This window comes from Zeaxanthinibacter sp. PT1 (genome assembly GCF_028464225.1).
Taxonomy (GTDB): Bacteria; Bacteroidota; Bacteroidia; order Flavobacteriales; family Flavobacteriaceae; genus Zeaxanthinibacter.
On record NZ_JAQPCN010000002.1, the window covers coordinates 197,421 to 219,812 of the forward strand.

Annotated in this window: 22 protein-coding genes; 13 read left to right on the forward strand and 9 right to left on the reverse strand. The window is 44.4% G+C overall.

Features of this window, described 5'->3' with window-relative positions; translation table 11 throughout:
* Position 1: 1 nt before the first annotated feature.
* Positions 2-253 carry an acyl carrier protein gene (locus PP178_RS07885; protein ID WP_272593796.1) on the forward strand — a complete coding sequence of 84 codons (252 nt, stop codon included), beginning with the start codon at positions 2-4 and terminating at the stop codon, positions 251-253.
* Between the two features lie 384 nt (positions 254-637).
* Positions 638-1,006, forward strand: a complete 369-nt coding sequence (locus tag PP178_RS07890) for a hypothetical protein (RefSeq protein ID WP_272593797.1) — start codon at positions 638-640, stop codon at positions 1,004-1,006.
* Between the two features lie 9 nt (positions 1,007-1,015).
* Here the strand turns inward: PP178_RS07890 and PP178_RS07895 are convergent, their stop codons facing one another.
* Together PP178_RS07895 and hpf are read right to left on the reverse strand one after the other, a co-directional pair.
* On the reverse strand, positions 1,016-1,474 hold the full coding sequence (locus tag PP178_RS07895) for an arsenate reductase family protein (protein ID WP_272593798.1): 459 nt from the start codon (positions 1,472-1,474) through the stop codon (positions 1,016-1,018).
* A gap of 4 nt (positions 1,475-1,478) precedes the next feature.
* Positions 1,479-1,781: a ribosome hibernation-promoting factor, HPF/YfiA family gene (hpf, locus tag PP178_RS07900; RefSeq protein ID WP_272593799.1), complete on the reverse strand. Its 303-nt coding sequence runs from the start codon at positions 1,779-1,781 to the stop codon at positions 1,479-1,481.
* Positions 1,782-1,996: 215 nt separating this feature from the next.
* On the opposite strand from hpf, the gene PP178_RS07905 reads away from it, so the two are divergent.
* On the forward strand, positions 1,997-2,335 hold the full coding sequence (locus PP178_RS07905) for a hypothetical protein (protein WP_272593800.1): 339 nt from the start codon (positions 1,997-1,999) through the stop codon (positions 2,333-2,335).
* On the opposite strand, the gene PP178_RS07910 is transcribed toward PP178_RS07905, so the two are convergent.
* A complete protein-coding gene (locus PP178_RS07910) occupies positions 2,332-3,288 on the reverse strand; it encodes a TerC family protein (RefSeq protein WP_272593801.1) in 957 nt (318 codons plus the stop codon). The two genes, PP178_RS07905 and PP178_RS07910, sit on opposite strands and share 4 nt — an antisense overlap.
* A gap of 148 nt (positions 3,289-3,436) precedes the next feature.
* Here PP178_RS07910 and PP178_RS07915 point away from each other — a divergent pair, with 148 nt between their 5' ends.
* The 3 genes from PP178_RS07915 to PP178_RS07925 are packed head-to-tail and all read left to right on the forward strand — an operon-like array spanning position 3,437 to position 5,002.
* A complete protein-coding gene (locus PP178_RS07915) occupies positions 3,437-3,817 on the forward strand; it encodes a hypothetical protein (RefSeq protein WP_272593802.1) in 381 nt (126 codons plus the stop codon).
* Between the two features lie 11 nt (positions 3,818-3,828).
* Positions 3,829-4,362: a peroxiredoxin-like family protein gene (locus PP178_RS07920; RefSeq protein ID WP_272593803.1), complete on the forward strand. Its 534-nt coding sequence runs from the start codon at positions 3,829-3,831 to the stop codon at positions 4,360-4,362.
* Positions 4,363-4,372: 10 nt separating this feature from the next.
* A complete protein-coding gene (locus PP178_RS07925; RefSeq protein ID WP_272593804.1) occupies positions 4,373-5,002 on the forward strand; it encodes an NADPH-dependent F420 reductase in 630 nt (209 codons plus the stop codon).
* An 83-nt stretch (positions 5,003-5,085) separates the two neighbouring features.
* Here PP178_RS07925 and PP178_RS07930 read toward each other — a convergent pair whose 3' ends face one another.
* From PP178_RS07930 to PP178_RS07945, 4 genes are all read right to left on the reverse strand, one after another.
* Entirely contained in the window at positions 5,086-6,315 is a 1,230-nt protein-coding gene (locus tag PP178_RS07930; protein WP_272593805.1) for a multidrug effflux MFS transporter, read from the reverse strand.
* 46 nt (positions 6,316-6,361) lie between these two features.
* Complete coding sequence (locus PP178_RS07935) at positions 6,362-6,499, reverse strand: hypothetical protein (RefSeq protein WP_272593806.1); 138 nt, start codon at positions 6,497-6,499, stop codon at positions 6,362-6,364.
* 87 nt (positions 6,500-6,586) lie between these two features.
* Complete coding sequence (locus tag PP178_RS07940; protein WP_272593807.1) at positions 6,587-8,371, reverse strand: alpha-amylase family glycosyl hydrolase; 1,785 nt, start codon at positions 8,369-8,371, stop codon at positions 6,587-6,589.
* Between the two features lie 1,334 nt (positions 8,372-9,705).
* Positions 9,706-10,656: an EamA family transporter gene (locus PP178_RS07945; protein WP_272593808.1), complete on the reverse strand. Its 951-nt coding sequence runs from the start codon at positions 10,654-10,656 to the stop codon at positions 9,706-9,708.
* 169 nt (positions 10,657-10,825) lie between these two features.
* Here PP178_RS07945 and PP178_RS07950 point away from each other — a divergent pair, with 169 nt between their 5' ends.
* Entirely contained in the window at positions 10,826-11,701 is an 876-nt protein-coding gene (locus PP178_RS07950; protein ID WP_272593809.1) for a sugar phosphate isomerase/epimerase family protein, read from the forward strand.
* Between the two features lie 24 nt (positions 11,702-11,725).
* On the forward strand, positions 11,726-12,319 hold the full coding sequence (locus PP178_RS07955) for a pseudouridine synthase (protein ID WP_272593810.1): 594 nt from the start codon (positions 11,726-11,728) through the stop codon (positions 12,317-12,319).
* Here PP178_RS07955 and PP178_RS07960 read toward each other — a convergent pair whose 3' ends face one another.
* Positions 12,320-12,820: a GreA/GreB family elongation factor gene (locus tag PP178_RS07960; protein ID WP_272593811.1), complete on the reverse strand. Its 501-nt coding sequence runs from the start codon at positions 12,818-12,820 to the stop codon at positions 12,320-12,322. It lies immediately after the preceding gene.
* 178 nt (positions 12,821-12,998) lie between these two features.
* Here PP178_RS07960 and PP178_RS07965 point away from each other — a divergent pair, with 178 nt between their 5' ends.
* The 5 genes from PP178_RS07965 to PP178_RS07985 all read left to right on the forward strand — a co-directional run bounded on the left by PP178_RS07965 (position 12,999) and on the right by PP178_RS07985 (position 19,564).
* The gene (locus PP178_RS07965; protein ID WP_272593812.1) at positions 12,999-13,970 is read left to right on the forward strand and encodes a YihY/virulence factor BrkB family protein; all 972 of its coding nucleotides are present in this window, start codon (positions 12,999-13,001) and stop codon (positions 13,968-13,970) included.
* Between the two features lie 92 nt (positions 13,971-14,062).
* Positions 14,063-14,740, forward strand: a complete 678-nt coding sequence (gene gntA, locus PP178_RS07970; protein ID WP_272593813.1) for a guanitoxin biosynthesis heme-dependent pre-guanitoxin N-hydroxylase GntA — start codon at positions 14,063-14,065, stop codon at positions 14,738-14,740.
* The gene (locus PP178_RS07975) at positions 14,737-15,312 is read left to right on the forward strand and encodes an urea carboxylase-associated family protein (protein ID WP_272593814.1); all 576 of its coding nucleotides are present in this window, start codon (positions 14,737-14,739) and stop codon (positions 15,310-15,312) included. Before gntA ends, PP178_RS07975 begins: the two co-directional genes overlap by 4 nt.
* Positions 15,313-15,403: 91 nt before the next feature.
* Positions 15,404-18,316, forward strand: coding sequence for a PEP/pyruvate-binding domain-containing protein (locus tag PP178_RS07980; RefSeq protein WP_272593815.1), 2,913 nt, complete (start codon positions 15,404-15,406; stop codon positions 18,314-18,316).
* A gap of 3 nt (positions 18,317-18,319) precedes the next feature.
* Entirely contained in the window at positions 18,320-19,564 is a 1,245-nt protein-coding gene (locus PP178_RS07985) for a serine hydrolase (RefSeq protein ID WP_272593816.1), read from the forward strand.
* Between the two features lies 1 nt (position 19,565).
* On the opposite strand, the gene PP178_RS07990 is transcribed toward PP178_RS07985, so the two are convergent.
* Positions 19,566-22,391: an Npt1/Npt2 family nucleotide transporter gene (locus PP178_RS07990; RefSeq protein WP_272593817.1), complete on the reverse strand. Its 2,826-nt coding sequence runs from the start codon at positions 22,389-22,391 to the stop codon at positions 19,566-19,568.
* Position 22,392 lies beyond the last annotated feature (1 nt).

Below are 22,392 nucleotides of genomic sequence, written 5' to 3' on the forward strand. Positions count from 1 at the left end.
TATGACAGAACCCCAATATTACCAAAAGCTAAAAACTATAGTGAGTCCATATCTCCCGGACGATGTCAGTGTTGATGAGATCGGGATAGACAGTCATTTCCTGAATGAACTCAATATTAATTCCGCTAACCTGGTGGATATTGTCCTTGATGTGGAGGATGAATTTGATATCGTCCTGGAAAATGATGATATGGAAGCTATGCAGACCGTCAGGGATGCTATGGCGATAATCGAAAGAAAAAGATCTTCTTAGTCAAATGGATTGATGTATTACCTTAATAAGCTCTGGATATTCGGGTGGTAAAATAGGGGAGTCTCCTACTCCCACGGTGAAGTTTAGTTATTTTTCCGCTTAAGGAAAAACCAAGGATCATTATAATTCGTATATATGCCATAAAGTACTGTCATTCAGTTGGTCATGGGTCCGACACTTCAAAATATGGCACCCAAGGACATAGCTGCGTTCGTGGGGAAATGCAGAATGGCACCGGCTGAATGACAATTTTACTTCCAGAGATCTATTTTAATTCAAGTTTACCCCAGTGCTGCTATTGCCGGATGTTTCTTATCCTTTGGTCGATAGTGTAAAGAGAATCATTATTAGATTTAATATCTTAGGGGGGAGAACACTATACTAATGAACAGATACGCCTACCTGAGAACAGGCCTGGTCTGCTGTGCTTTTATGGCTATAAACGGCCTTTGCGCACAGGCTGAAGCACCTATTCCCCTGGATTCCATCCAGGAAATGCGGGTGAATAAACACACCCTGATGGCACGCTTTGAGCCCGAATTTGCTATAAGTGCGAAGGAGCGATTGCGTTTAAAAGAAGATCGCAGACGTGAATTGGAAGCGCGTTTAATGGCCATAGACACTTTAGACCTGTCTTTCAGGAAAAAGTGGAGATTATTAGAAGAGCTCTACCTAAGCCCTCATACCAGTCAATGGGATAAGGTAGTTGCCGATATGATTTTAAGGTTAGGGGAAGATGAGCCCGACCCATAAAAAAAGCCCTTAAACAAAGGGCTCTTCATCATTTGCATCCGTAGATGGTTCTTCACCTAAGGGCTTTTTGTCAAGGCCGGATGAATCTACATCGAAGAACTTAAGAATCCTTGAGGGTGTGTCTACCTGCAGGTAATCATCTCCGTTGACCGCTATGGGCTGCTGCAGCAGCACGGGGTTTTTCTTAATAAGTTTTAACCAATCATCCGTACTGAAATTAGCACCTTCGATCTCCGGAGCATCCGGGTGATCTGTAGCCAGTAATTTGCCTAAGGGTTTATTAAGCCCTTCGGCAAGGGAGACCCATACCGTATCTCCGAGGGATGTCTTGGAAATATCTACCATCTGGATCTTATCACCTGAAGATTCTACATAACCCACGGTCTGTTTCCCCAAGCTTGTCTCCGAGTTGTAGATAAGGGTTAATTGTCGTTTATCTGTTGCTAAAACACTCATATCGTCTGCCATCGGATTAATGAGATTTCATTTTTTCCTTTTTCTTTTTTAATTGTCTTTCCAATTCGCCTGTGGACTCCGCGATTGATTCCTCAAAAGTATCATTGCTCGCCTCTGCGAACAGTCGTGGACCTGGGACACTTAGTCTTATATTACAGACCTTTCCCTCTTCCGGGTCAGAGCTTTTTTCTTTTTTAAAGAAAACATCAGCACGTACTATAAAGTCATATTTATCAACCAGTTTATCCAGTTTCTTAGTGGCCATCTCTTCTAGTCTCGCACTGGCCGATACGCCGTCGTACTCAAAATTTATATTCATAGTTGTTTTTTCTTTGAATTCAAGATATGACGACGAGGACCCAATTCCAAATTTATTTTTGCTCCTGAACTCTCAAAAATTGTCACGATGTAAACAAATCTTCAATAAAAAGTTAAAGTCTGATTTTCTGAACGTTAGAGCATCTGATCAATACGTTTTTTTCGTACCTTATTATACGCTAAAACAATAATTTTTAACTCTAATGAACCTACTTCATGAGAACCCTACAAACAACCTCAAAACGGTCCTTGCCAAGTAGCAGTCATGTGATCCACAGACTGGAAAGGACTAATCAAGAATTAAGTGGATTGAGTGATACCCTCAAATCCTACGTATGTGAACCCAAGACGTACAACTTATTTGTGCGATTTGAATCTCTGAAACGTCGCCTGGAAAACTTAAGATCAGGGAACCAGGAGCTTATTACTACCATTAAAGAGCAAAAGCAAGCTGCAGGAGATCAGCTAGAATTATTCCGCAACAGGATTAGGGAATTCCAGGAATTGGAGCGTAGTGTCCTGGAGTACATTGGCATGGCCAGAATGCACTGCTAATTTTTTTGGTCCAATTCTACTTTTTCCGGATATAACAAGGAGGCCGCAATTCCACCGAGAAGAGCCACCAGGATCACCGTGAGCGATACCCACTCTTCTAAGTGCAGAAAATGCGAGAAGAGCATTTTAAGTCCAACAAAAGCCAATATGACCACTAGGCTGTAGTGGATGTACCTGAACTTGGCTAACATTCTAGAAATTAAGAAATACATAGACCGTAAGCCCAGGATGGCGAAGATATTTGAGCTAAAGACGATGAAAGGATCCGAAGTAATGGCCAGGATAGCCGGAATGCTATCCAAGGCAAACAAGATATCGGTAAGCTCTATTACGATCAAGGCTACAAAGAGGGGAGTGGCCGCCTTGATCCCCATTCGGCGAATAAAGAACTTATGACCATCAATCGCCGTTGTAATCGGGTATAATTTCTTCACCTGTTTAAAGACGAAAGAGTCTTTGGGCTTATAATCTTCAGCATCGGACTTAAACATCTTGTAGGCGGTATACAACAGGAATACGCCAAAAACGTAGATGATCCATTCAAACTTATTGATCAGGGCAACCCCGAACACGATCATGATGGCCCTGAATACAATGGCTCCCAATATACCCCAGAAAAGCACCCGGTGCTGGTATTTTGCAGGGATAGCGAAAGAGCTAAATATCACCGCGATCACAAATACATTGTCAATACTCAGTGATAGTTCTATCAGGTATCCGGTAATGTATTTCAGAACCGCGCTTCCAGGGGTGAGCCCGGTTGGGTTTTCAATCATTCCGGCACTGAAAAGCCAATAAATCACGCCACTGAAACCCATGGCAACACTTACCCAGACCGATGTCCATATAGCAGCCTCCTTAGTTCGGATCACGTGATCTTTCCGGTTAAAGACCCCGAGGTCTAGCGCAAGAAAGATAATAATCAGCAAAATAAATGATCCCCAGATCCACATAGTAATTTTCAGTTTAGGCGCAAATATAGCAATCGTATCGATAGGGAAAACAGCGGTATGGGCATGAAGACTTAAGCAACTAAAAAAAAAAGTGATTGGGTCAAGATAGGGCAGGTGAAAAAAATATATTCCCTAAAACGATGACTGTATGAAAATTCAATTAGCTCCCTATATTTTACTGATAAGTCTATTTCTGACCCAGTTGTCAGTTCAAGCCCAGGATCCCTACTTGCAATCTGAAGATCAGACAGCAGAGGAGATTGCTGTTGCCTTAACTAGCAGTTACCAGGCAGAATTAGGAATGACCGTTGAGCAGGGAAACAAGTTCCGGCAGAAAGTGGAGGAATTCCAGATCCGCAGGCAAGAAATTGACCAGATGGACTTGCCTGTTCGCGAAAGGATGACCTTAATGAAAAAGCTTTCACAACAGGAGAATGCCGAAATGGCAAATATCCTGACCAGGCCTCAGCTAAGAGCTTATAAGCAATTGAAAAAGGAGCTGCAGCCAGAACAAGTAACCGTAAATTAAAAAAGAAACATATGTTAATACCTAATGAAAAAGTCCCACAGTTAAAAGTATCGCTCATAAATGGTACGGAGTGGGATCTATATGCACAAGATCCGGAAAATTTCACCCTGGTTATTTTTTACAGGGGATTGCACTGCCCGGTTTGTAAAAGTTACCTCGAGGACCTGGCGCAACTTCGTGAGAAGTTTGCAAATAGGGGAGTACATATCATTGCGATCAGTACCAATACGGAGGAACTTGCTAAAAAGACTGCAGAAGAATGGGATATCCCCGGATTACCATTGGGATATGGAATGAGTATGGAGCAAGCCCGGGAATGGGGGTTGTATATCTCAGGAGCTATATCGGAAAAAGAACCGGAACAATTCTTTGAACCGGGGCTATTCCTGGTACGTCCGGACCAAAATCTTTATGCCGGTTCCGTGCAGACCATGCCCTTTGCCCGGCCAAGACTAGCCGAGGTGTTAAAGGCCGTGGATTTTATCCTGGAGAAAGATTACCCGGCAAGGGGATCAGAAACAAATTACAAACAAGCTAACGCATAAAACTTAAATGATGAAAATAGGAATAATAGGAAGTGGAAATATAGGAGGAACCCTGGGTAAGCATTGGGCCAAGGCGGGCCATGAAGTATTATTCAGTTCCAGGCACCCTGAAGAATTAAATTCGCTCGTGCATGATGCGGGTAAGAATGCCAAGGCGGTTAGCGTTGCTGAAGCCTTTGAGGCCAAAGCAGATGCATACCTGCTCGCAGTTCCGTTTAAGGAAGTGAATAGGATAGCAGAGGTATTTGCTGGGGAATATGGGCAGAAAGTAGTAATAGATGCCACCAATCCCTATCCCGACCGAGATGGGGATATTGCCCAGGAAGTCCGGGATAGTAATAGAAATGCTACCGAATATACGGCGATAAAATTCAGTACAGCCCTCACCTCTAAAGCATTTAATACCATCCATGCAGAGCATCTTAAAAAGAGAGCATTCAGGGACACAGAAAAGCTTGCAGTACCTTATGCAGCCCAGGATGAGAAAAGTCGTGAAGTAACGCGGCAGCTTATTGAAGATATTGGAATGGACGCCGTCTATGTTGGAGATTTATCCGCCACCAAGGCTATGGAGGTAGACCAGGGTGTATATGGTGTCAGTACAAGTAAATCAGAATTAGCAGAAAAGCTAAGTAACTGATTATAAATACTTTAAATATCTTTATTACAACTGATTGTTGAATTAGTTAAGAGAGCCGTGTCTACAATAAGTCACGGCTTTCTTTATGACTTAGTACGTACCCATTTTAATCGCCATTCCCGGATATCTGAGGATCTTGCTACCCCCAGTAGAAGTATGGAAATAAAGCTGCAGATTGAGAATCCAATAAATAATGGCAGGGCAGTACCTAGTACAAACTGTCCTATAAAGGTACTTATTGGTACAGCCATCAGTGTGGAAAGAAAGCCTGTAAGTGCCGCAGCAATCCCGGCGATATGGCCAACGGGTTCCATGGCCATGGCTCTAAGGTTACCGAAGAGAAAACCAATGGCAAAAAACTGTAGCCCAAAGAAGGTCAGTAAAACTGCGAGATGGGGATTATTCCCGGAGGGAAAAAGAAGTACGTAAGCCAGAGAAACAGCAAAAAATGAAAACAGGGAAACAGTAATCAGTTTTTGCATGCCAAAGCGCATGACCAGGCTTCCGTTCATAAATGTGGCTGTTCCTATAGTTATGGCAAGACCGGCAAAGATATAAGGGAAGCTTTCCTGCAGCTCGTATTGACGCTCAAAAATTTGCTGGGATGTACTGAGATACACCAGGAAAGACCCGGTTATAAACCCGGAAATCAAGGTGTAAATCATGGTCTGTCGGTATTTGATGAGTTCTTTATATCCCTGGCTGAATAGCTTTATTTTAAAAGGTTTACGGTTAGATGGGAGCAAGGTCTCCGCCTGTCGCCGCCAAAACCAGAGACAAACTAATAAGCTGCAGATCACCTGGGCATAAAAAATGGCTCTCCAATCATAAATATCCATAATCAGTTTCCCGGAAGCAGGTGCTATAACCGGAACCAAAATAAATACAACAGTCACAAAAGACATAATCCTTGCCATTCGGTCACCGCTGTAACTGTCGCGAATCATGGCAATACTAATGGTCCTGGGTGCAGAAAGCCCGATGCCCTGTAAAATGCGGCCTATAACCATGGTTTGCAGGTCAGCTGCGTTTACGCATAGAGCACTAGCTAAAATAAACAATGTAAAACCCATGAAAACCACCGGCTTGCGTCCAAGGCTGTCCGATACCGGTCCAAAGATCAAAGGTCCGGAACCCAGGCCCAGGAAAAAAAGAATTATCAGCAGTTGGTTCTCTGTCGGGTCGCTTGTACCTATAGAACGCCCAATAACATCCAGTGCCGGGAGTAAGGCATCCAGGGCCAGGGCGACGATAGCCATAAGTGACGCCATCAACCCTACAAATTCTACCTGGGAGCTGTTAGGTTTAACCATCCGGCAAAATTAGCAGATATTATCGAGGCTGTTTGTCAATTTTAGTTTAAAAAATTTCAAAAACGTATCCCAATAACCAGTACAAGATCAGGAATACCACTATTGTACCGATACAACCGCATTTACCCCCGCCAATTTTCTTAGCGCCATAGCCGGCAACAATTGCTCTAATTATATTTTTCATGAATGTATATTTACATTTAAAATTATAGCGTCTGTAGGGGAAACAAGTGCGCTATAATTTGATTTTCTGATGCTGAGCATCAAACCTCTACAAACTGTAAATTAATGCTGCATATGCCGGGATATTGAATTTGCCGGAGATGTTTTTTTGATCGGTAGAAAAATGTTCCAGTTCCGGTTCACTGACCTCCAGATCGGAGAAATGTTCATCATATCCTTTCCACACGGTATTAAGCCGTAGTTTCCATTCCAGGCCATCGTCCAGGCCTATCATATAATCCTGGTGATCAACAGCGCTGAAGTTCATCAGAATCAATAGTGGCTCTTCCATGCCCCCCCTTCGGAAGGCCAATATTTTGGTCTCCTGATTTGAATGAACAACCTCAATAGCCTGATCTCTTAAACCACCTGTTCCGCTATAAGCCCCCGTTCTGAGTTTCACCAGGTCTGAAACTAATCTGAATATGCCGGGATGCCTATCAAGTTTATTCCAGTCCAGCGGTTCAGTATCCTGGAAATATTCGTCTTCTATAAACTCCTGCCCTTGGAAGATCATCGGTATACCCGGAGCTGTTAGCACCAGTACTAAACCTAAAATCGCTCTTTTCTTGGCAAACCCGCTTTCAGCATCTCCGGGCTGGATCTCCTCCGGAACCCTGGCTTTGCCATTGGCCACTTCATCATGGGATTCTGTATAGATAATCCTGCGAAATACATCGCCGCTGTAGGAGTAGGTGAGGGCATCGATGATCTTCTGGAGATCCCTGCTGTCGTCATGGGTATCGGTCAAAACTTCCCTGACAGGGTGAACAAAGTTCATATCCCATTGTGAGCCGTACCCTATACCCCCAGCCGCTATGTCATCGGTGATAAAGGAGTGTCCTTTTAAGTCTTCAGCAATGGTCAGGACCTGAGGATATTTCTGCTGCAATTCAGCATTGATCTCCTGCATCATCTGATTCCCTTCGTCAATGGCCTTGTCATCACCCAAGCCACCTCCTTCAAACCGTATATAGGAAGTTGCGTCCAGTCTAAGCCCATCACAGTGGTATTTCTCTATCCACATCAAAGCATTATCCCTGAGATACTGGCGTACTTCCTGTCTGCCGTAATCCGGGCGGGTATCACCCCAGGGAGTCTGGCTCCGGTGATCATTGTAGAAATAGATTCCACCTTTACCATTTTCACTCCAGCCGTCAAATTGCCATAGATCCACATCCGAAGGGCCAAAGTGGTTATATACCACATCCATAATCACAGCGATCCCGGAGCGGTGGGCCTCCCTGACTAAGTAAGCAAGACCTTCCGGGCCTCCGTAATCCTGCTCAATAGCGAAGGGGTGAGCAGGATTGTAACCCCAGGAAATACCGCCGGCAAATTCGGCCACTGGTAACAGTTCTATACAATTAACACCCAATTCGGCGAGGTAGGGCAGCTTTTCAACAACATGGGCGAAAGTCCCGACTTTTTCCGGGTCTTTGCGATTAAAGGTTCCGACATGTAATTCATATATCACCAGGGTGTTCCAGGCTGGCATTGTAAAATCATCCCCATCCCAGTTGAAATTAAGTTCCCTGATCACAGAATTACCGTCACTATTAGTTACCTCGAAAGCATAGGGATCATTCCGTTCCAGTTGTTGTCCCTGGTAATGGATCAGGTATTTATATTGTTGTTGGGGTTGAGCCAGGTCTGTGGCGCCGGACCAGTAGCCGGCATCTTCATGTTCCAGTTCAAAGTTGGTTCGGTTCCAGTCGTTAAAATCACCGATCACAAAAACTTTTTCGGCATTTGGGGCCCAAACTCTGAATGTTGTGATCCCACCCTGTATTGTAGCGCCCATCCCGGGAGAGCGCTTTATTGTTGTTTCCATCTGTTAGGACTGCCGGAGATTTAAAGGAAAATTCCTGTCGCCGGCGAAGGAGATAAAAGTACGGCAGCGCCTGTGGTTGTTAGTGTTTCCATAAAATTGATTTTGCGCTTTAGAAGGTATAAAGTTGATCTTTAAGGATGGGAATTGGACTGTTTAAGTTATATGGGGTTACGTAGGTACATAGGGACAAAGGTACATAGGGACAAAGGTACATAGGGACAAAGGTACATAGGTACAAGGTTACAAAGGGACAAGGTTACATGGGGACAAAGGTACATAGGGACAAGGTTACAAAGGGACAAGGTTACAAAGGGACAAGGTTACAGGGTTACCAAGTTGCAGTGGTACAGTTGGGAATGGAAAGAAGCCGGGGATCTGCGATCCCGCCCCGGGGTCAAGATAATGGGATTCACTGCATAAAGCTTGCAGTGTGGAGGGATAAAGGTACGTAGGGACAAGGTTACAAAGGGACAAAGGTACATAGGGACAAGGTTACAAAGGGACAAGGTTAAAGGGTTACCAAGTTGCAGTGGTACAGTTAGAAATGGAAAGGAACTGGGGATCTGCGATCCCACCCCGGGGTCAAGGTAATGGGATTCTCTGCATAAAGCTTGCAGTGCGGAGGGATAAAGGTACGTAGGGACAAAGGTACATGGGGACACAGGTACATAGGGACAAAGCCTGGGATCTGCGATCCCGCTCCGGGGTCAAGATAATGGGATTCACTGCATAAAGCTTGCAGTGTGGAGGGACAAGGTTACAAAGGGACAAAGTTACAAAGGGACAACGGCGGGGGATCTACAATCCCGTCCCGGAGACATGATATTGGGATTCACTGCATAAAGCTTGCAGTGTGGAGGGATAAAGGTACACAGGGACAAGGTTACAAAGGGACAAGGTTACAAAGGGACAAGGTTGCAAAGGGACAAAGTTACATAGGTACAAAGGGACAGCGCCGGGGGACTTACAATCCCGCCTCGTAATCAAGTAAAGGGTTCTTCATTGCAGGAAGTATACATTGAGTCTATAAGATATAAAGAGATCAATTGGATAATTAACTAATTAGTTCAATATCCCCAGTTAAACTGAAGTTCATATGGTCATTGATGTTGAAAAATATCCGGACGCTGAGAAATAATTTCAGAAATGTTATCAGGAAGAGCGATATGTTCAAAACTATAATTAGCTAATATCTGCAGGTATAATTTCATTATAAGTTAGTATACCTTATATATAAACCAATCCGATACTATTGATGCACTTTACCTAAGTAGATATCTGCACTATAATTTACATTATGTAAAATAGAACTATTAAGAGCAGGGTCTGTTTCATTAATCGATGCCCCTGTCCTCTACAGATACTTTGTTATTCCTGAATCGTGAGAGTAATACCAGTTTCTTCTTGGTATTGATAAAATAGACTCCGGTAAGTAAGACTACGGCTGCTACTATAGATTGAGTCGTGATCGGTTCCTTTAAAAAATATCCTCCCAGGAACATGGCGACAATCGGGTTTACATATGTATTGGTGGCTACTTTTTCCGGCGATACGGATTTGAGCAGGAAATTAAAAGATGTAAATGCTACGATGCTGCCAAAGATCACCAAGAGCAGCATGGACCAGTTGGTCCGCGCACTCCAAGCCCATGGCATACTCCAGTTTTCCCGGAAAGCTAGGCTCATTAAGCCGAGAATGATACCCCCGGTCAACATCTGGTAGCCAGTATTCACAAAGAAATTCTTAGGGAATTCGGCCTTGCTTACAAATAGACTACCATACGCCCAGGCCAACATAGCCGCAAAGATCATACAGATTCCCAAAAACGAATTTTCTTGCTGCACTACAGTCTTCTGGCTGATCAACAAATAGATACCGCAGATGCCAAGGAATACTCCGACCAAAGACATAGGCTGGATTTTTTTACCTTGTATCAACCACATCATTAATAGTATGATCAGAGGCTGAGCAGATATTTCCAGCGCGGCAAAATTGCTGTCCACGAATCGCAGTGCCCAAACTACCAGCCCATTACCGAAACTAATAAATAGGAAACCGGCTATAGTACTGTTTTTTAATTGCTGTGGCGTTATGGCCAGGCCCTTCCCCATCAGCTTTGCGATCAGGAATATTAACAGTCCTGCTGTAACAAAGCGAATACACGCCAACATAAATGGCGGTAATTCTGTCACAGCAATCTTATTGAGCAGGTAGGTTGACCCCCAGATCACATATATAGCGAAGAATGCGGCTATGATTAAAGGTACGTTCGTTTTGGTCTGCATAGGTTGCTCCGTTGATTAAAAGGCAATATTACAGTATTTTAGGATGCATCTGCACGCACCTTATTCTTATTTAATGATCCAATCTCATCAATGACTGTGCATTTTAATACGCTTCAACCACTATTTAAACAACTTTCCTTAATTTTAAAAGATCATTATTCCTGTATCTATGAAAACTCCGCTCTCTATTAAATTGTCTTTCAACTTACTGCTGCTGTTCTTTTTTGTCACTCTTCTTCAGGGTCAATCACAAGAGAAATACGGCGGACTTGCTCTCTACACCGTACGCGATCATATGGGAAAAGACGCCAAGGCCACCCTTAAATCGGTTGCAGATGCCGGTTATGCAAATATTGAAGCCGCGGGCTATGATGACGGTAAATTCTACAATATGAGTCCGTCTGAATTTAAGGACTACCTCCAGCAAGTTGGACTGAACCCGGTAAGCACTCACCAAGGCAGTGTAACCCTTGAAAATGCGGAGCAGATGATGGCCGACGTTAAAGCAGCTGGGTTTACTTATTTTGTTATTCCCGTACCTCCTATGGGCCGGTTTTTTTATGACAATAAGACTCATTCCATGGGCATGACAGGAACGGTAAAAGAATTGGCCGATATACTGGAATCCCTTGGTAAGAAAGCTAATAAAGCAGGGTTACAACTGCTCTACCACAACCACGATTTTGAATTCATGAAAAATGAAAATGGCATTGTGCCCATTGATTACCTGCTTGAGAACCTGGATCCTGAATTGGTCAATTTCCAGATGGACCTTTTCTGGGTAACCAAAGCAGGCGCAGATCCCCTGGCCTATTTTGAAAAGTACCCCGGCAGGTTCAAGATCTGGCATGTAAAAGATATGGACGAGGATGGAAAATTTGCCCCGGTAGGCACCGGCACTATTGATTTTTCCAGGATCCTGGAACATAAAGAAACCGCTGGTATGGAATACTACATGGTAGAACAGGACAACACCTTTGACCTTGATCCCCTGGAAGCCATTAAGATTAGTCATGGAAACCTGGAAGAGATCGGGTTTGATTAATGTTGTAGATTACTTCTTTTACATATGAAGAACCACTTTTTCCTGTATAAGCCTTGTGGCATGCTCAGCCAACTCAGCTCGGGCAATGCCAAGCAACGCTCCAAGAAACGCTTCCTTTCCGAATTATACCACTTCCCTCCCGGATCCATGCCCATTGGCCGCCTGGACGAAAAATCTGAAGGATTACTACTGATGACCACCGATGGTAAACTCAGTGACTGGGTCAACCAATCGGGTTTGGAGAAAGAATATTACGCACAACTGGACGGCGAAATTGATCAGGAAGCTCTGAAAAAACTGGAAAATGGTATTGAAATTGGGTTCGAAGGTAAGAAGTATAATACGCAGCCCTGCAGGGTTCAAATGTTGGAGGAACACCCTTCCCTCCCTCCTGCCGACCCCCGCTTAAGGATTGGTCTTCACCGGCCAAGTAGCTGGATCAGCATAACCATCCAAGAGGGTAAATTTAGGCAGGTGAGGAAAATGACGGCAGCTGTGGGTTTTCCTACCCTCAGGCTGATCCGTGTCCGTATTGGCCAATTTCATATTGGGAACCTGAACCCCGGAGAGGTGTTACCTTTTAATCCAAAATCCTTAGTTCCCGGAGAACTGAACTGATCAGGGTTCGATAGAGAGTATTTGGATGGAACGGTCCCCTGCAGGCAATTTCAAATTAACCGTACTGCCCTTTTCCTGGTGCAACAACTGCTTTGCCAAGGGTGAAGTAAACGCTATTTTACCTTTCTTTATATCAGCCTCATCTACCCCGACAATTCTGAATTTCTGTGGTTTATCGGTCAAATCCATCTTCACGGTCACCACGCAGCCAAATCGTACAGTCTCCAGTGGTTCTTCAGTGGTCTCCACTACCCTGGCACTGCTTATCCGCTCATTGAGCTGTTTTAGTTTAAGATCTATGATATTCTGAGCAATCCTCCGATCTTTTTCAGTTTCGATCTGCAACCCCTCTCGTTCTTCATTAAGGTCCTTCCGTTCATCCAAAAGCTCTTGCATCCCAGCCGCTGTGACGTAATTGGGTGACCCATCCGGCAGGTCTGCCCTGGGGGAAATAAATGGTACTTCTTCCTGGTCATCTTCCTTTACAAATCCTCTGCTCATAAATTTCTTTTGAATTACTCTTTAAAGATAACAAACATCTATCTTCTTAGGTACAGAGGGTTTTATCTAAGATTTCTAATGCGGTCAATTTTTGCCCTTTTCCTGTCACCATTCTATACAGCAAATCAATAGATTATCCCCATTGGTTAAAACGATTTAAAGAACTGAAACTTTTCATATGTCTAATACTACACGAACCGACAACAACAAAACTACCTCCCCTACCGAGATATCAGGCTCGGGCTGGTGGGATATTCTAAAACGAGTTAAAACTCAATTGTCTAATGATCATGTACAGATTGTCGCAGCAGGGATTGCTTTTTATTTTTTCCTCGCGATTTTCCCCGCCATAGCTGCCTTTGTCTCTATCTATAGTCTTATAATGGACCCATCGTCCATGAACCAACAGTTATCCCATCTACAGGGGTCACTACCATCCCAGGCCTTTGGTTTGATCAGGGATGTGATGACTTCCGTAAGCCAGCAATCCCAGCAAGCACTTGGATGGAGTATCGCCCTGAGTATCCTTTTCAGTTTATGGAGTGCCAATAAAGGAACAACGGCCATCTTTAAAGGCCTGAATATAGCATACCATGAATCTGACGATCGCAGTTTTATCAAGAGAAAAGCCATTACCCTAGGCATTACCTTGCTTTCTATTGTGGTTGGGGTTCTTAGTCTCGGTGTTATAATTGCCTTTCCCTCCTACCTCTCGGGACTCAATCTCTCCGGCGGTTTAGAATTACTGGTCGGTGTTTTAAGATGGTTCTTGTTAGGATTTATAATCATGATGGGGCTATCCTTCCTTTATAAAATTGGTCCGGACCGGGATAATCCTGAATTCCGCTGGGTGAGCCCCGGGGCGGTGTCTGCCAGCTTATTGTGGCTGTTAGGTTCCCTTTTGTTTACCTGGTTCGTGAATAACTTTGGGAATTTTGGTAATACTTATGGTGGCTTTGCGTCCGTGATCATCCTGATGTTGTGGTTTTTCTTAACAGCATTTATCATCCTGCTCGGTGCCGAAATTAACGCGGAGAGCGAACACCAGGTTAGAAAAGATAGCACAGTGGGGGAAGATGATCCCATTGGGCAAAGAGATGCACATTATGCTGATCGAGTAGCTTCTAGAAATAAAAGAAGTGCTGAATGATCACTAAATCGATTAAAGGATATGACTATCGGGTTAAAGGAGAAAGGCCCTTCGACCTAATTTTACGGAGTTAGACTTTTTATAAGACCTTTATGGATAAGCATATTGAAAATCACCTTAGGCAGGAATTTCACCATTTTATTCTGGACCAAGATCATCCCTGTATTATGGCCAGGACCATGTTTAAACTGGATACCTTTAAACTTAAGGCCTACCCGGCAATGGGTAGTGCGCAGACCACGGATAAACTACTGGATGACCTGGAGAACTACCTGGATAATTACGATTTCTCATCCACGGAATTCTATAGTTTTATCGCTGCTTTTCCCGAAATGAACATACAAACGGAAGTTGAATATGAACAACTGTTATGGAAACAACTGCAGCAATTACACCTCAAGGATGATAAAGACTGGGATCCCGATGTGAGTTCGGATCCAGACGCTCCGGATTTTAGCTTTAGTTTGCTTGGGAAAGCCTTTTATATAGTGGGCATGCATCCAAAAAGTTCAAGGCTGGCCCGGCGCAGTCCTGTGCCCTGCATTGTTTTCAACCTCCATTGGCAGTTTGAGCAATTACGGGAAATGGGTACCTACCAGCGTATAAGGGATACGATACGGGAACGTGATAAAGAGAGGAACGGGTCCGTGAACCCCATGCTCAGTGATTTTGGCACCTCGAGTGAAGCCAGGCAATACAGTGGCCGACAGGTGCCGGGCGCCTGGCAATGTCCTTTCTACAGGAAACAATTAGAAGCAGAAAACGAATGAATATAATCCCAAAACAGAGCGGCACAAGTTTTCTCCTCAAGAAAGACCAGGTCTTAACCGTGGTAGATCCTGAGGGGGGACAAGTCAGTGATATGGTATTGTTCAATGCTTTAGACAAAGGAGAGAAATTATCATCGGGCAAGACACTCGATTTTGAGGAGACCATTCTCATTACCGAAGGACATCATCTCTGGAGTAACAGGTCTAATAAATTAATTAAGATCCTTGAAGATACCAACGGTCGGAACGATTTCCTCCTGGCACCATGCTCCCCTGAAACCTTTCAGATTATGTACGGGATTGAAGGGTACCATCCCAGCTGTTTTGAAAACCTTTGCCTGAATCTTGAAAAATTTGACATCCTGCCGGATGATATTCCGACTGCCTTTAATATTTTTATGAATGTACAATTTGAGACTTCAGGAAAGATCACGGTAGTCCCACCTACATCCCGAGCTGGGGACAGGATACGATTTAAAGCGCTGAAGGACCTGGTCGTAGCTCTGACTGCATGTTCTGCCGAAGACAGCAATGGCGGCACCTTTAAGCCTATACATTATATTATAGAATAAGAAAACAAGGCTTTAAAATAGCTTATATTGGTGGCAGTGATCCTACGCACTTGATTGACCATGTATCGCCATCAATTTACAAAATGACTTTATGAAGTATTATTATACCCTGTTTATTAGCTTTTTCTTTCTACCCCTCTTTACCCTGGACGCGCAAGAAATTCCGAACAGCACCATCAAAGAATATATCGTTGATTTTAAAAAAGATCCACGGGGTCCTTATCATAGGATACGCTGGTTCTGCAATGATGGATCTATAAGGGAACCCCGTGATCCCTGCCCGGATAGTATTGGAGGTGGAATTCAGCATGCCAGCTACAAGCAGGATGTTCTCTCCTTGGCAAAGAAGAATAAATTGTATTTCGGGCAGATTCTCGCAGCCACGGATAATGGTGAATTCTGGGATCATGAAAATAACCAGAGCAGGCTGAAACAATACCAGATAGGACGCTACCTTGCCAGTGTAGATGACGGATGGATAATGCGAAGAGCACAATTCTACCGGGGTGCAATTCAGTCCGAAGATGAGCAGGCATGGGGGATCGACTTCTATAAGGAGCTATTTTCCCGGGATTCTATCTTAAAGAAGCACTATTACCTGCTCAGGCAGTCCCTGAGGGATGTACCACATTCCGGGGATACGAATGTCGCACAGGATATGAGAAGCCAGAGTAAGGTGATCTCTGAAGCCTACGCCCCTTTTATGGATGCCAGGATCAAGATCCATGGTAAACCCGAACCTACAGATATCACTATGGTTCGGAAATTCCTGGATAAACAACGGGACAAACTAACCCCCGGTCTTATACGGGACATGAACGAGTTGCTGAAAACCATGGAGGAATTTCACAGCCCGGTTAGTATGACCGCCCTTGCGGCAAAGGTGGAGCAAGTACAAGGGGATAATCTGTTCACCCAAGCCTTAAAAGCCTCCCTGATGGCCCTGCACCATGAGAACGATGCCGAGACCATAGTGAAAGGTATTGCCGATATGCTCTGCGAGGTTCGTGAGAATGTCACAAGTCTCGAAAAACCGGAAGATCGATTGATGATCCTGGATATGAGTATTGACCTGGAGAATGAACTTATCAAACAATTACAGGATTGGAACCCCGATAACATTCGCCAACTCCTGGAGAAGATCTATACCTTGTCTTACGCCAGTATGGGGTCGGGTTTGATAGAAGCACATGAATGGGAAGCCGTAAATGATGCTTTAATGGTACAGGACGGGCAGGAAGAAATTAGCATGGAGAATATGTTAACCTTCCAGAGAGCGGCACGTTCCGTTGTAGAATGGAGTGCAGCAATGGTAAAAGCAGTTTACGGAACCGAGGTTAACCGGTATTCAGAATTTGAGCCCCTGGCCCGTACCTTTCTCGATGACCGGATTCGCAGCTCTGTAAGTCTTGGCCTGGGAGAAAGTGTCAGCAGGCTGGGCGACTATATTTCCTTAAAATCTTCCTTGGAAAACAAGGTATTCAATATTGCTGACCAAGGCGCCATTCGTGGTCTTAACCCCGGATATGCCAAAGGAACCCTGGTCGTTGTAGCAGGGGATCCTGAAGCTATAGAGGTGGAAACAGATAAAATTTACGTATTCCAGAGACCCCCGGCTGATCTTAAGCCGGTAGCAGGCATTATGACCGTCTCCGAAGGAAACCTGGTTTCTCATGTACAATTACTGGCCAGGAACCTGGGAATACCGAATGCAGCCCTTTCAGAAACTAACCTGCAGGAACTCAGATCAAAAGACGGTACAGAGGTATTTTATGCAGTCACCCCTGCTGGAAATGTCGTAATGAAGTCGGCCGCGAATATGACAGCAGAAGAAAACCAACTCTTCAGTTCCCAAAGCAGGAACAGCAACAAGATCACAGTACCTACAGAGAATATTAATACTGCCGCAGCACAAGTACTGAGTTTGCGCGAAGTGGACGCGGATGATTCAGGGGCGTTATGTGGTCCTAAGGCTGCCAACCTGGGAGAACTTAAGAAATTGTTCCCGGAGCATGTTGTAGAAGGCCTGGTGATCCCTTTCGGGATATTCAGGCAACATATGGAACATCCAATGCCGGGAAAAGATCTTTCTTACTGGGAATTCTTGACAAGGACGTTTAAAGAGGCCGACCAAATGAGGCAGGCAGGTTCTTCTGAAAAACAAGTAGAAGAATTCCAGCTATCCAAGCTGAAGGTCCTGGCAGATGCGATCCGGGGTATAAAATTGTCCGATGAATTCACTAATGCCCTGGAGGAGCAATTTAAAGATGTACTGGGTGGCAGCATGGGCGATGTACCGGTCTTCTTGCGTAGTGACACCAATATGGAAGACTTGAAGGAATTTACAGGTGCCGGACTTAACCTTACTCTTTTTAATATCCTGGAACGTGAGAAGATTCTCCAGGGTGTGAAAAATGTGTGGGCATCACCCTATAGCGAACGCAGTTTTAAGTGGAGGCAAAGCTACCTCTTAAACCCTGAAAATGTTTACCCTTCCATTTTGATCATTCCCAGTGTGGATGTCGACTATTCGGGCGTTATGATAACCAAGGGAATTAATGTTGGGACCGAAGAAGACCTTACGGTAGCTTTCAGCAGGGGTGCTGGAGGTGCTGTAGACGGCCAATCAGCCGAGACCTACCTCATTACAGATCATAGCTGGCAACTCCTCTCCCCTGCCCGGCAGCCAGATTACATCCGGCTTCCGGTCTCAGGAGGTGTTCAAAAACACTATGCCACTTACGAAGAACCAATACTGAATCCAGGGAATATTGAATCGATCAGGGCAATAGCTTCGGAGATCCGTAAAAAGATTCCGGAGACCCAGGATGCTTCTTACCAAGGGGCCTACGATGTAGAGCTCGGGTTCCGGGATAATAAACTCTGGTTGTTCCAGATCAGACCATTTGTCGAGAATAACAATGCCAGGACATCAGAATACCTGAACAGTATCAGCCCGGAGAAGCCAGATAATTTTAAGATTGAACTAGATACAAAGATTTAAAATATGCGTACCCATTTTCTACTCATCAGTACATTTTTTATACTCACATCACTGGGCTTGTTCCTGTATCCAATAGACGGCTATGAGAGGAGTGGGATTACCAGGTTGCTGCAAATACAGAAATTCCAGGAAGACAGTGTCCCCTATACTCGAATTCCCAAAGGGGCCTACCTTAAAATGGATAAAATAAGGCTAAACCTACTATCCAGGCAGGGAGACTCTATGGAGGAACTACTTACAGAAGACCGGGGTTTCGCAGAGAAGATCAATAAGCTCTTTCCGGGAAAGGGCTATTCGGCAACGGTAATGGACATCACTAAACCCGATTCTCTTCGCTATTCTGCTTACAGGGAGAATATTGGTTATCAACCCGGGAGCGTAGGGAAACTGGCCGTATTGATCGCTTTATTTGACCAGTTGGCTAAATTATGTCCGGAAGATTTTGAACAACGGATTGCTCTGCTGAAGAATCGTAAGGTAAAGTCAGGGATATGGGGTACGGGTGACCATCATACGGTACCCATATATAACCCGGAAACAGAAAAGCTGAGCAGACGTACTGTCAGGGCTGAAGATGAATTTACCTTATTTGAATGGGCAGATCACATGGTCTCTGTCAGCAATAACGGGGCAGCTAGCGTTGTATACAGGGAAGCCTTGCTTATGGCAGCACTTGGAGAAGATTACCTCACCTTAACACCGGAGGAATCTGAAAGATTCTTCAAGGAAACTCCACGTGATTCCCTGACCAACCTGTCTCATGCTATTGTTAACGATCCACTGAGGGAAATGGGAATCACTGAAGACGAATGGCGATTGGGAGGTTTTTTCACTAATGGACCAGACCGGTATGTGAGTCGAAAGGGTGGCAGTATAGGAACGCCTGTAGGCCTGATGAAATTTATGCTGAAGATGGAGCAGGGAGAAGCCATAGATGCCCCTTCTAGCTTGGAGATGAAGCGACTGATGTACCTTACAGACCGGCGCATTCGATATGCCCATTCACCAAGGCTCAATGATGCCGCTGTATATTTTAAATCAGGGAGTTTCTACAAATGTGATCGCCAAAAAAATCCCGATTGCGGCGATTATGCAGGAAATGTCTTTAATTATATGAATTCTGTTATCCTGGTAGAACATCCGGATGGAACCCGTTACATCGTTTGCCTCATGACCAATGTATTAAATAAAAATTCTGCAGGGGAACATATGTACCTCGCTACAGCTATAGATAGGATATTACATTGATCTAAACAGAAGTTGACAGGCGCTTCATTACCTGCTTAGCGAGTTCACTGACCTCCGGGTTTTTATGACTGGACAGTTTCCTGACCACTTTTTTGTATTTCTGATCCCTGAGCTCATCTATGATGCGCAAGCTGGCCAATTTTACCCGTTTTCCGCGGTTGGCCACTAGCATACTGATGCATTTATGTTCGTTCATCTTTTTCATAGCAGGCATGGCATTCTTCTGATCAATATTTTCAAGGATGCGGTATTCCAACAGGGGAAGAATAGCACCTTTCAGGCGATTGTGTAAAAGGTTATCCAGGAATTCCAGCGCGTTATTCACCGTGTCTTCCTTCTGGCTTTTTATCCCATAGTACGCCACTTCGATGTCTGCATGGTGATATTTTATACTGAGCAATTCAAAAATAGCCTGGAAACTGAGGTCTAATTGCTGGTAAAGAATCTGTAGTAATTCTTCCCTTGCAATCTGAAGGTTCAGCAGGTCTTTCTGCTTCTCGGGATCCTGGCTTAAGTTCAAAGATGCCTCTACAGTATTAATAGACCAGATCGTGTTCTTATAGTACTTAGTTTCCCGTATAATATATCTGTTGATCAGCCTGTCCGGGAATCGTAATTTAGGGTTGGATAATTTAAGTTTCCGGAGGTGCTTAGCGGAGGCTAAACGAGTCCGGACATCGCGGTTCTTTAATAATTTTAATAAGGTGTTAACCGAGTGCTGGTTGTGAAAGGATCCGATAACATCGGGCAGGTAAGGCTTAACCTGGTCTTCTAATAACTCCTGTTCCGCCATCGCATACAGGGTTCTTGAAATTTCCTGCCCGTAGTTTTTAAGGGCCTTTATCCCCGCCTTTCTATATTTCTTTTCCTTAAGCGCATTGAGCAAGGGGTGTATAAATCTTTGATCTGCAGTAAGACCTGCTGCCCTGATCGCTTTTTTGACCACCGCTTCTTCAGGCTTATCTATGTGTTCTTCAATAAAGGGATAAAATTCGGGTAGTCCTGCATGACCAATAACCAACAGCAATTCTGAAAGGAACTGTTCTGATGGTGATGATGCGCTTTGGGTAATTTTAATTCGCTGACCGATACGCTCTGCCAAATGGTAGCGCGCCCCAAGTTTTTCATTGTTCGTCGCATCCTGTGCCAGGCACAATAGGGCTGCGTCGGCAATCTGGGCTTGCGGATGATCCAGGTAGGTATTAAAGACGTACACGTCATTGATGTGAGTGTTATCCAAAATATATTCCATAGCTGCCAGGACCACTTCACGATCTTCGAGCTCTAAGAGCCCGACCACCTTTTTGGACGCCGTGCCTTTATCGTAGAAATGCAGCAATTTGAGCGCCTTCGTTTTAATCTTGTTATCCGGATGGTACAGCAGCGCTATGATATCGGGTTGTAAAGTTTTTAGCTTATAATCATCCAACTTATCGAGCAACCTGAGAATTTCTTCCTCCGTGCCCTTACTCAGTATTTGCTTTGCATGCCTAAGGGTAGCTGCCCTCCTATCCCCTTTCTTATCCTTGGCCACCGGATCTATGGAGCTTTTAAGATTTCTCCTGAACGAGTCAAAATATGCTTCACGCAACCTGTATATCAGTATGATCCAGACAAAAAGAAATAGCAGAATCAGGATGGTGATATAAATGGTGTCTATCTCCATTTTCCGGATCACGAAATAGAGTAAGAGGCCGGCGATTCCACCGGAGATACTGTCCACCACAACATCGATATAAGATTTGGCCTGGTTCTTAATTTGGAACGGGATGGGCATAATAGAAAGCTCCAGGGCAGCCTTATACACTGATTGTTTAAAGCTGCCGTCTATACCTTTAAGAAGCACCAGAACCCACAATTCCGGGAAGGTCAGGAATAATAAACTTCCCATGGCCAGTGCAAGAGGCATAAGTAACAAGGTACTCGCAACCCCGAGGCGATCCATGATCCGGGTGGTTAATAGTAATTGGATCAACAAGGCCAGTACGTTGAAGGTAGAAAACCAGAAACCGAAGAACGAGGCGAGGTCATCAGAGTCCGGAATTAATTTGTTGGCGTAATCACTGAATTGGAAATCAACCAATTTAGCTACAACGACCCCTACGGCAACAATCCCGGCAAGGTTAGAAAGGTGCTTGGAATCCAGGATAAGCCTGTACGCCGGGGATTCCTGTTCTGTCTTTGCTCTGGTGCGCTGTTTCCGGGTATACAGGTTTAACTTGGATATTCGCAATTTCCAGACGCTATGGAGGATAGGGATGCAACATAGTAGTAAAACTGCTGACAGCAGTATGGCGAATTTATTACCAAAATTAGAAGCTATAATAGAGGTCAGGTAGCCGCCGATGATCCCCCCGGATATAGCACCTGCACCAATAAAACTGAACAATCGTTTAGCTTCCCGGGAATTATATACCATGTTGGCAAAGAGCCAGAATTGTGATGTGGTGAGTACGGCGAAAAGCGATACACTGATGTAATAGGCAAAAAGGGAAAAGGTGTTTATGAGCTTAAAGTGGATCAGCAGGCTTAGTAAAATGAAGCAGGCTGAAAAGAAGACGAGGCTCGAATAGATGATAACCCTGAGTGAGAAATAGTGGACTGCCTTGCTGTAAAAGTAAAAACTGCCCATAGCGATCAGGGCAGTCAGCATATAGCCGTAAGGAAGGTATCCTGCACCCAGTTCGGACAGGAACAAGGCGTTAACCGTTGGTTTTACGATAAGTAAAACGGTAATGATCAAAAAGATATACAACTGCATCAGCAGTGATACCCGGAATTCACCGTCCCTCAGCAGGAAAAGTTTCTTTAAGGTAGTTTTGAGCATA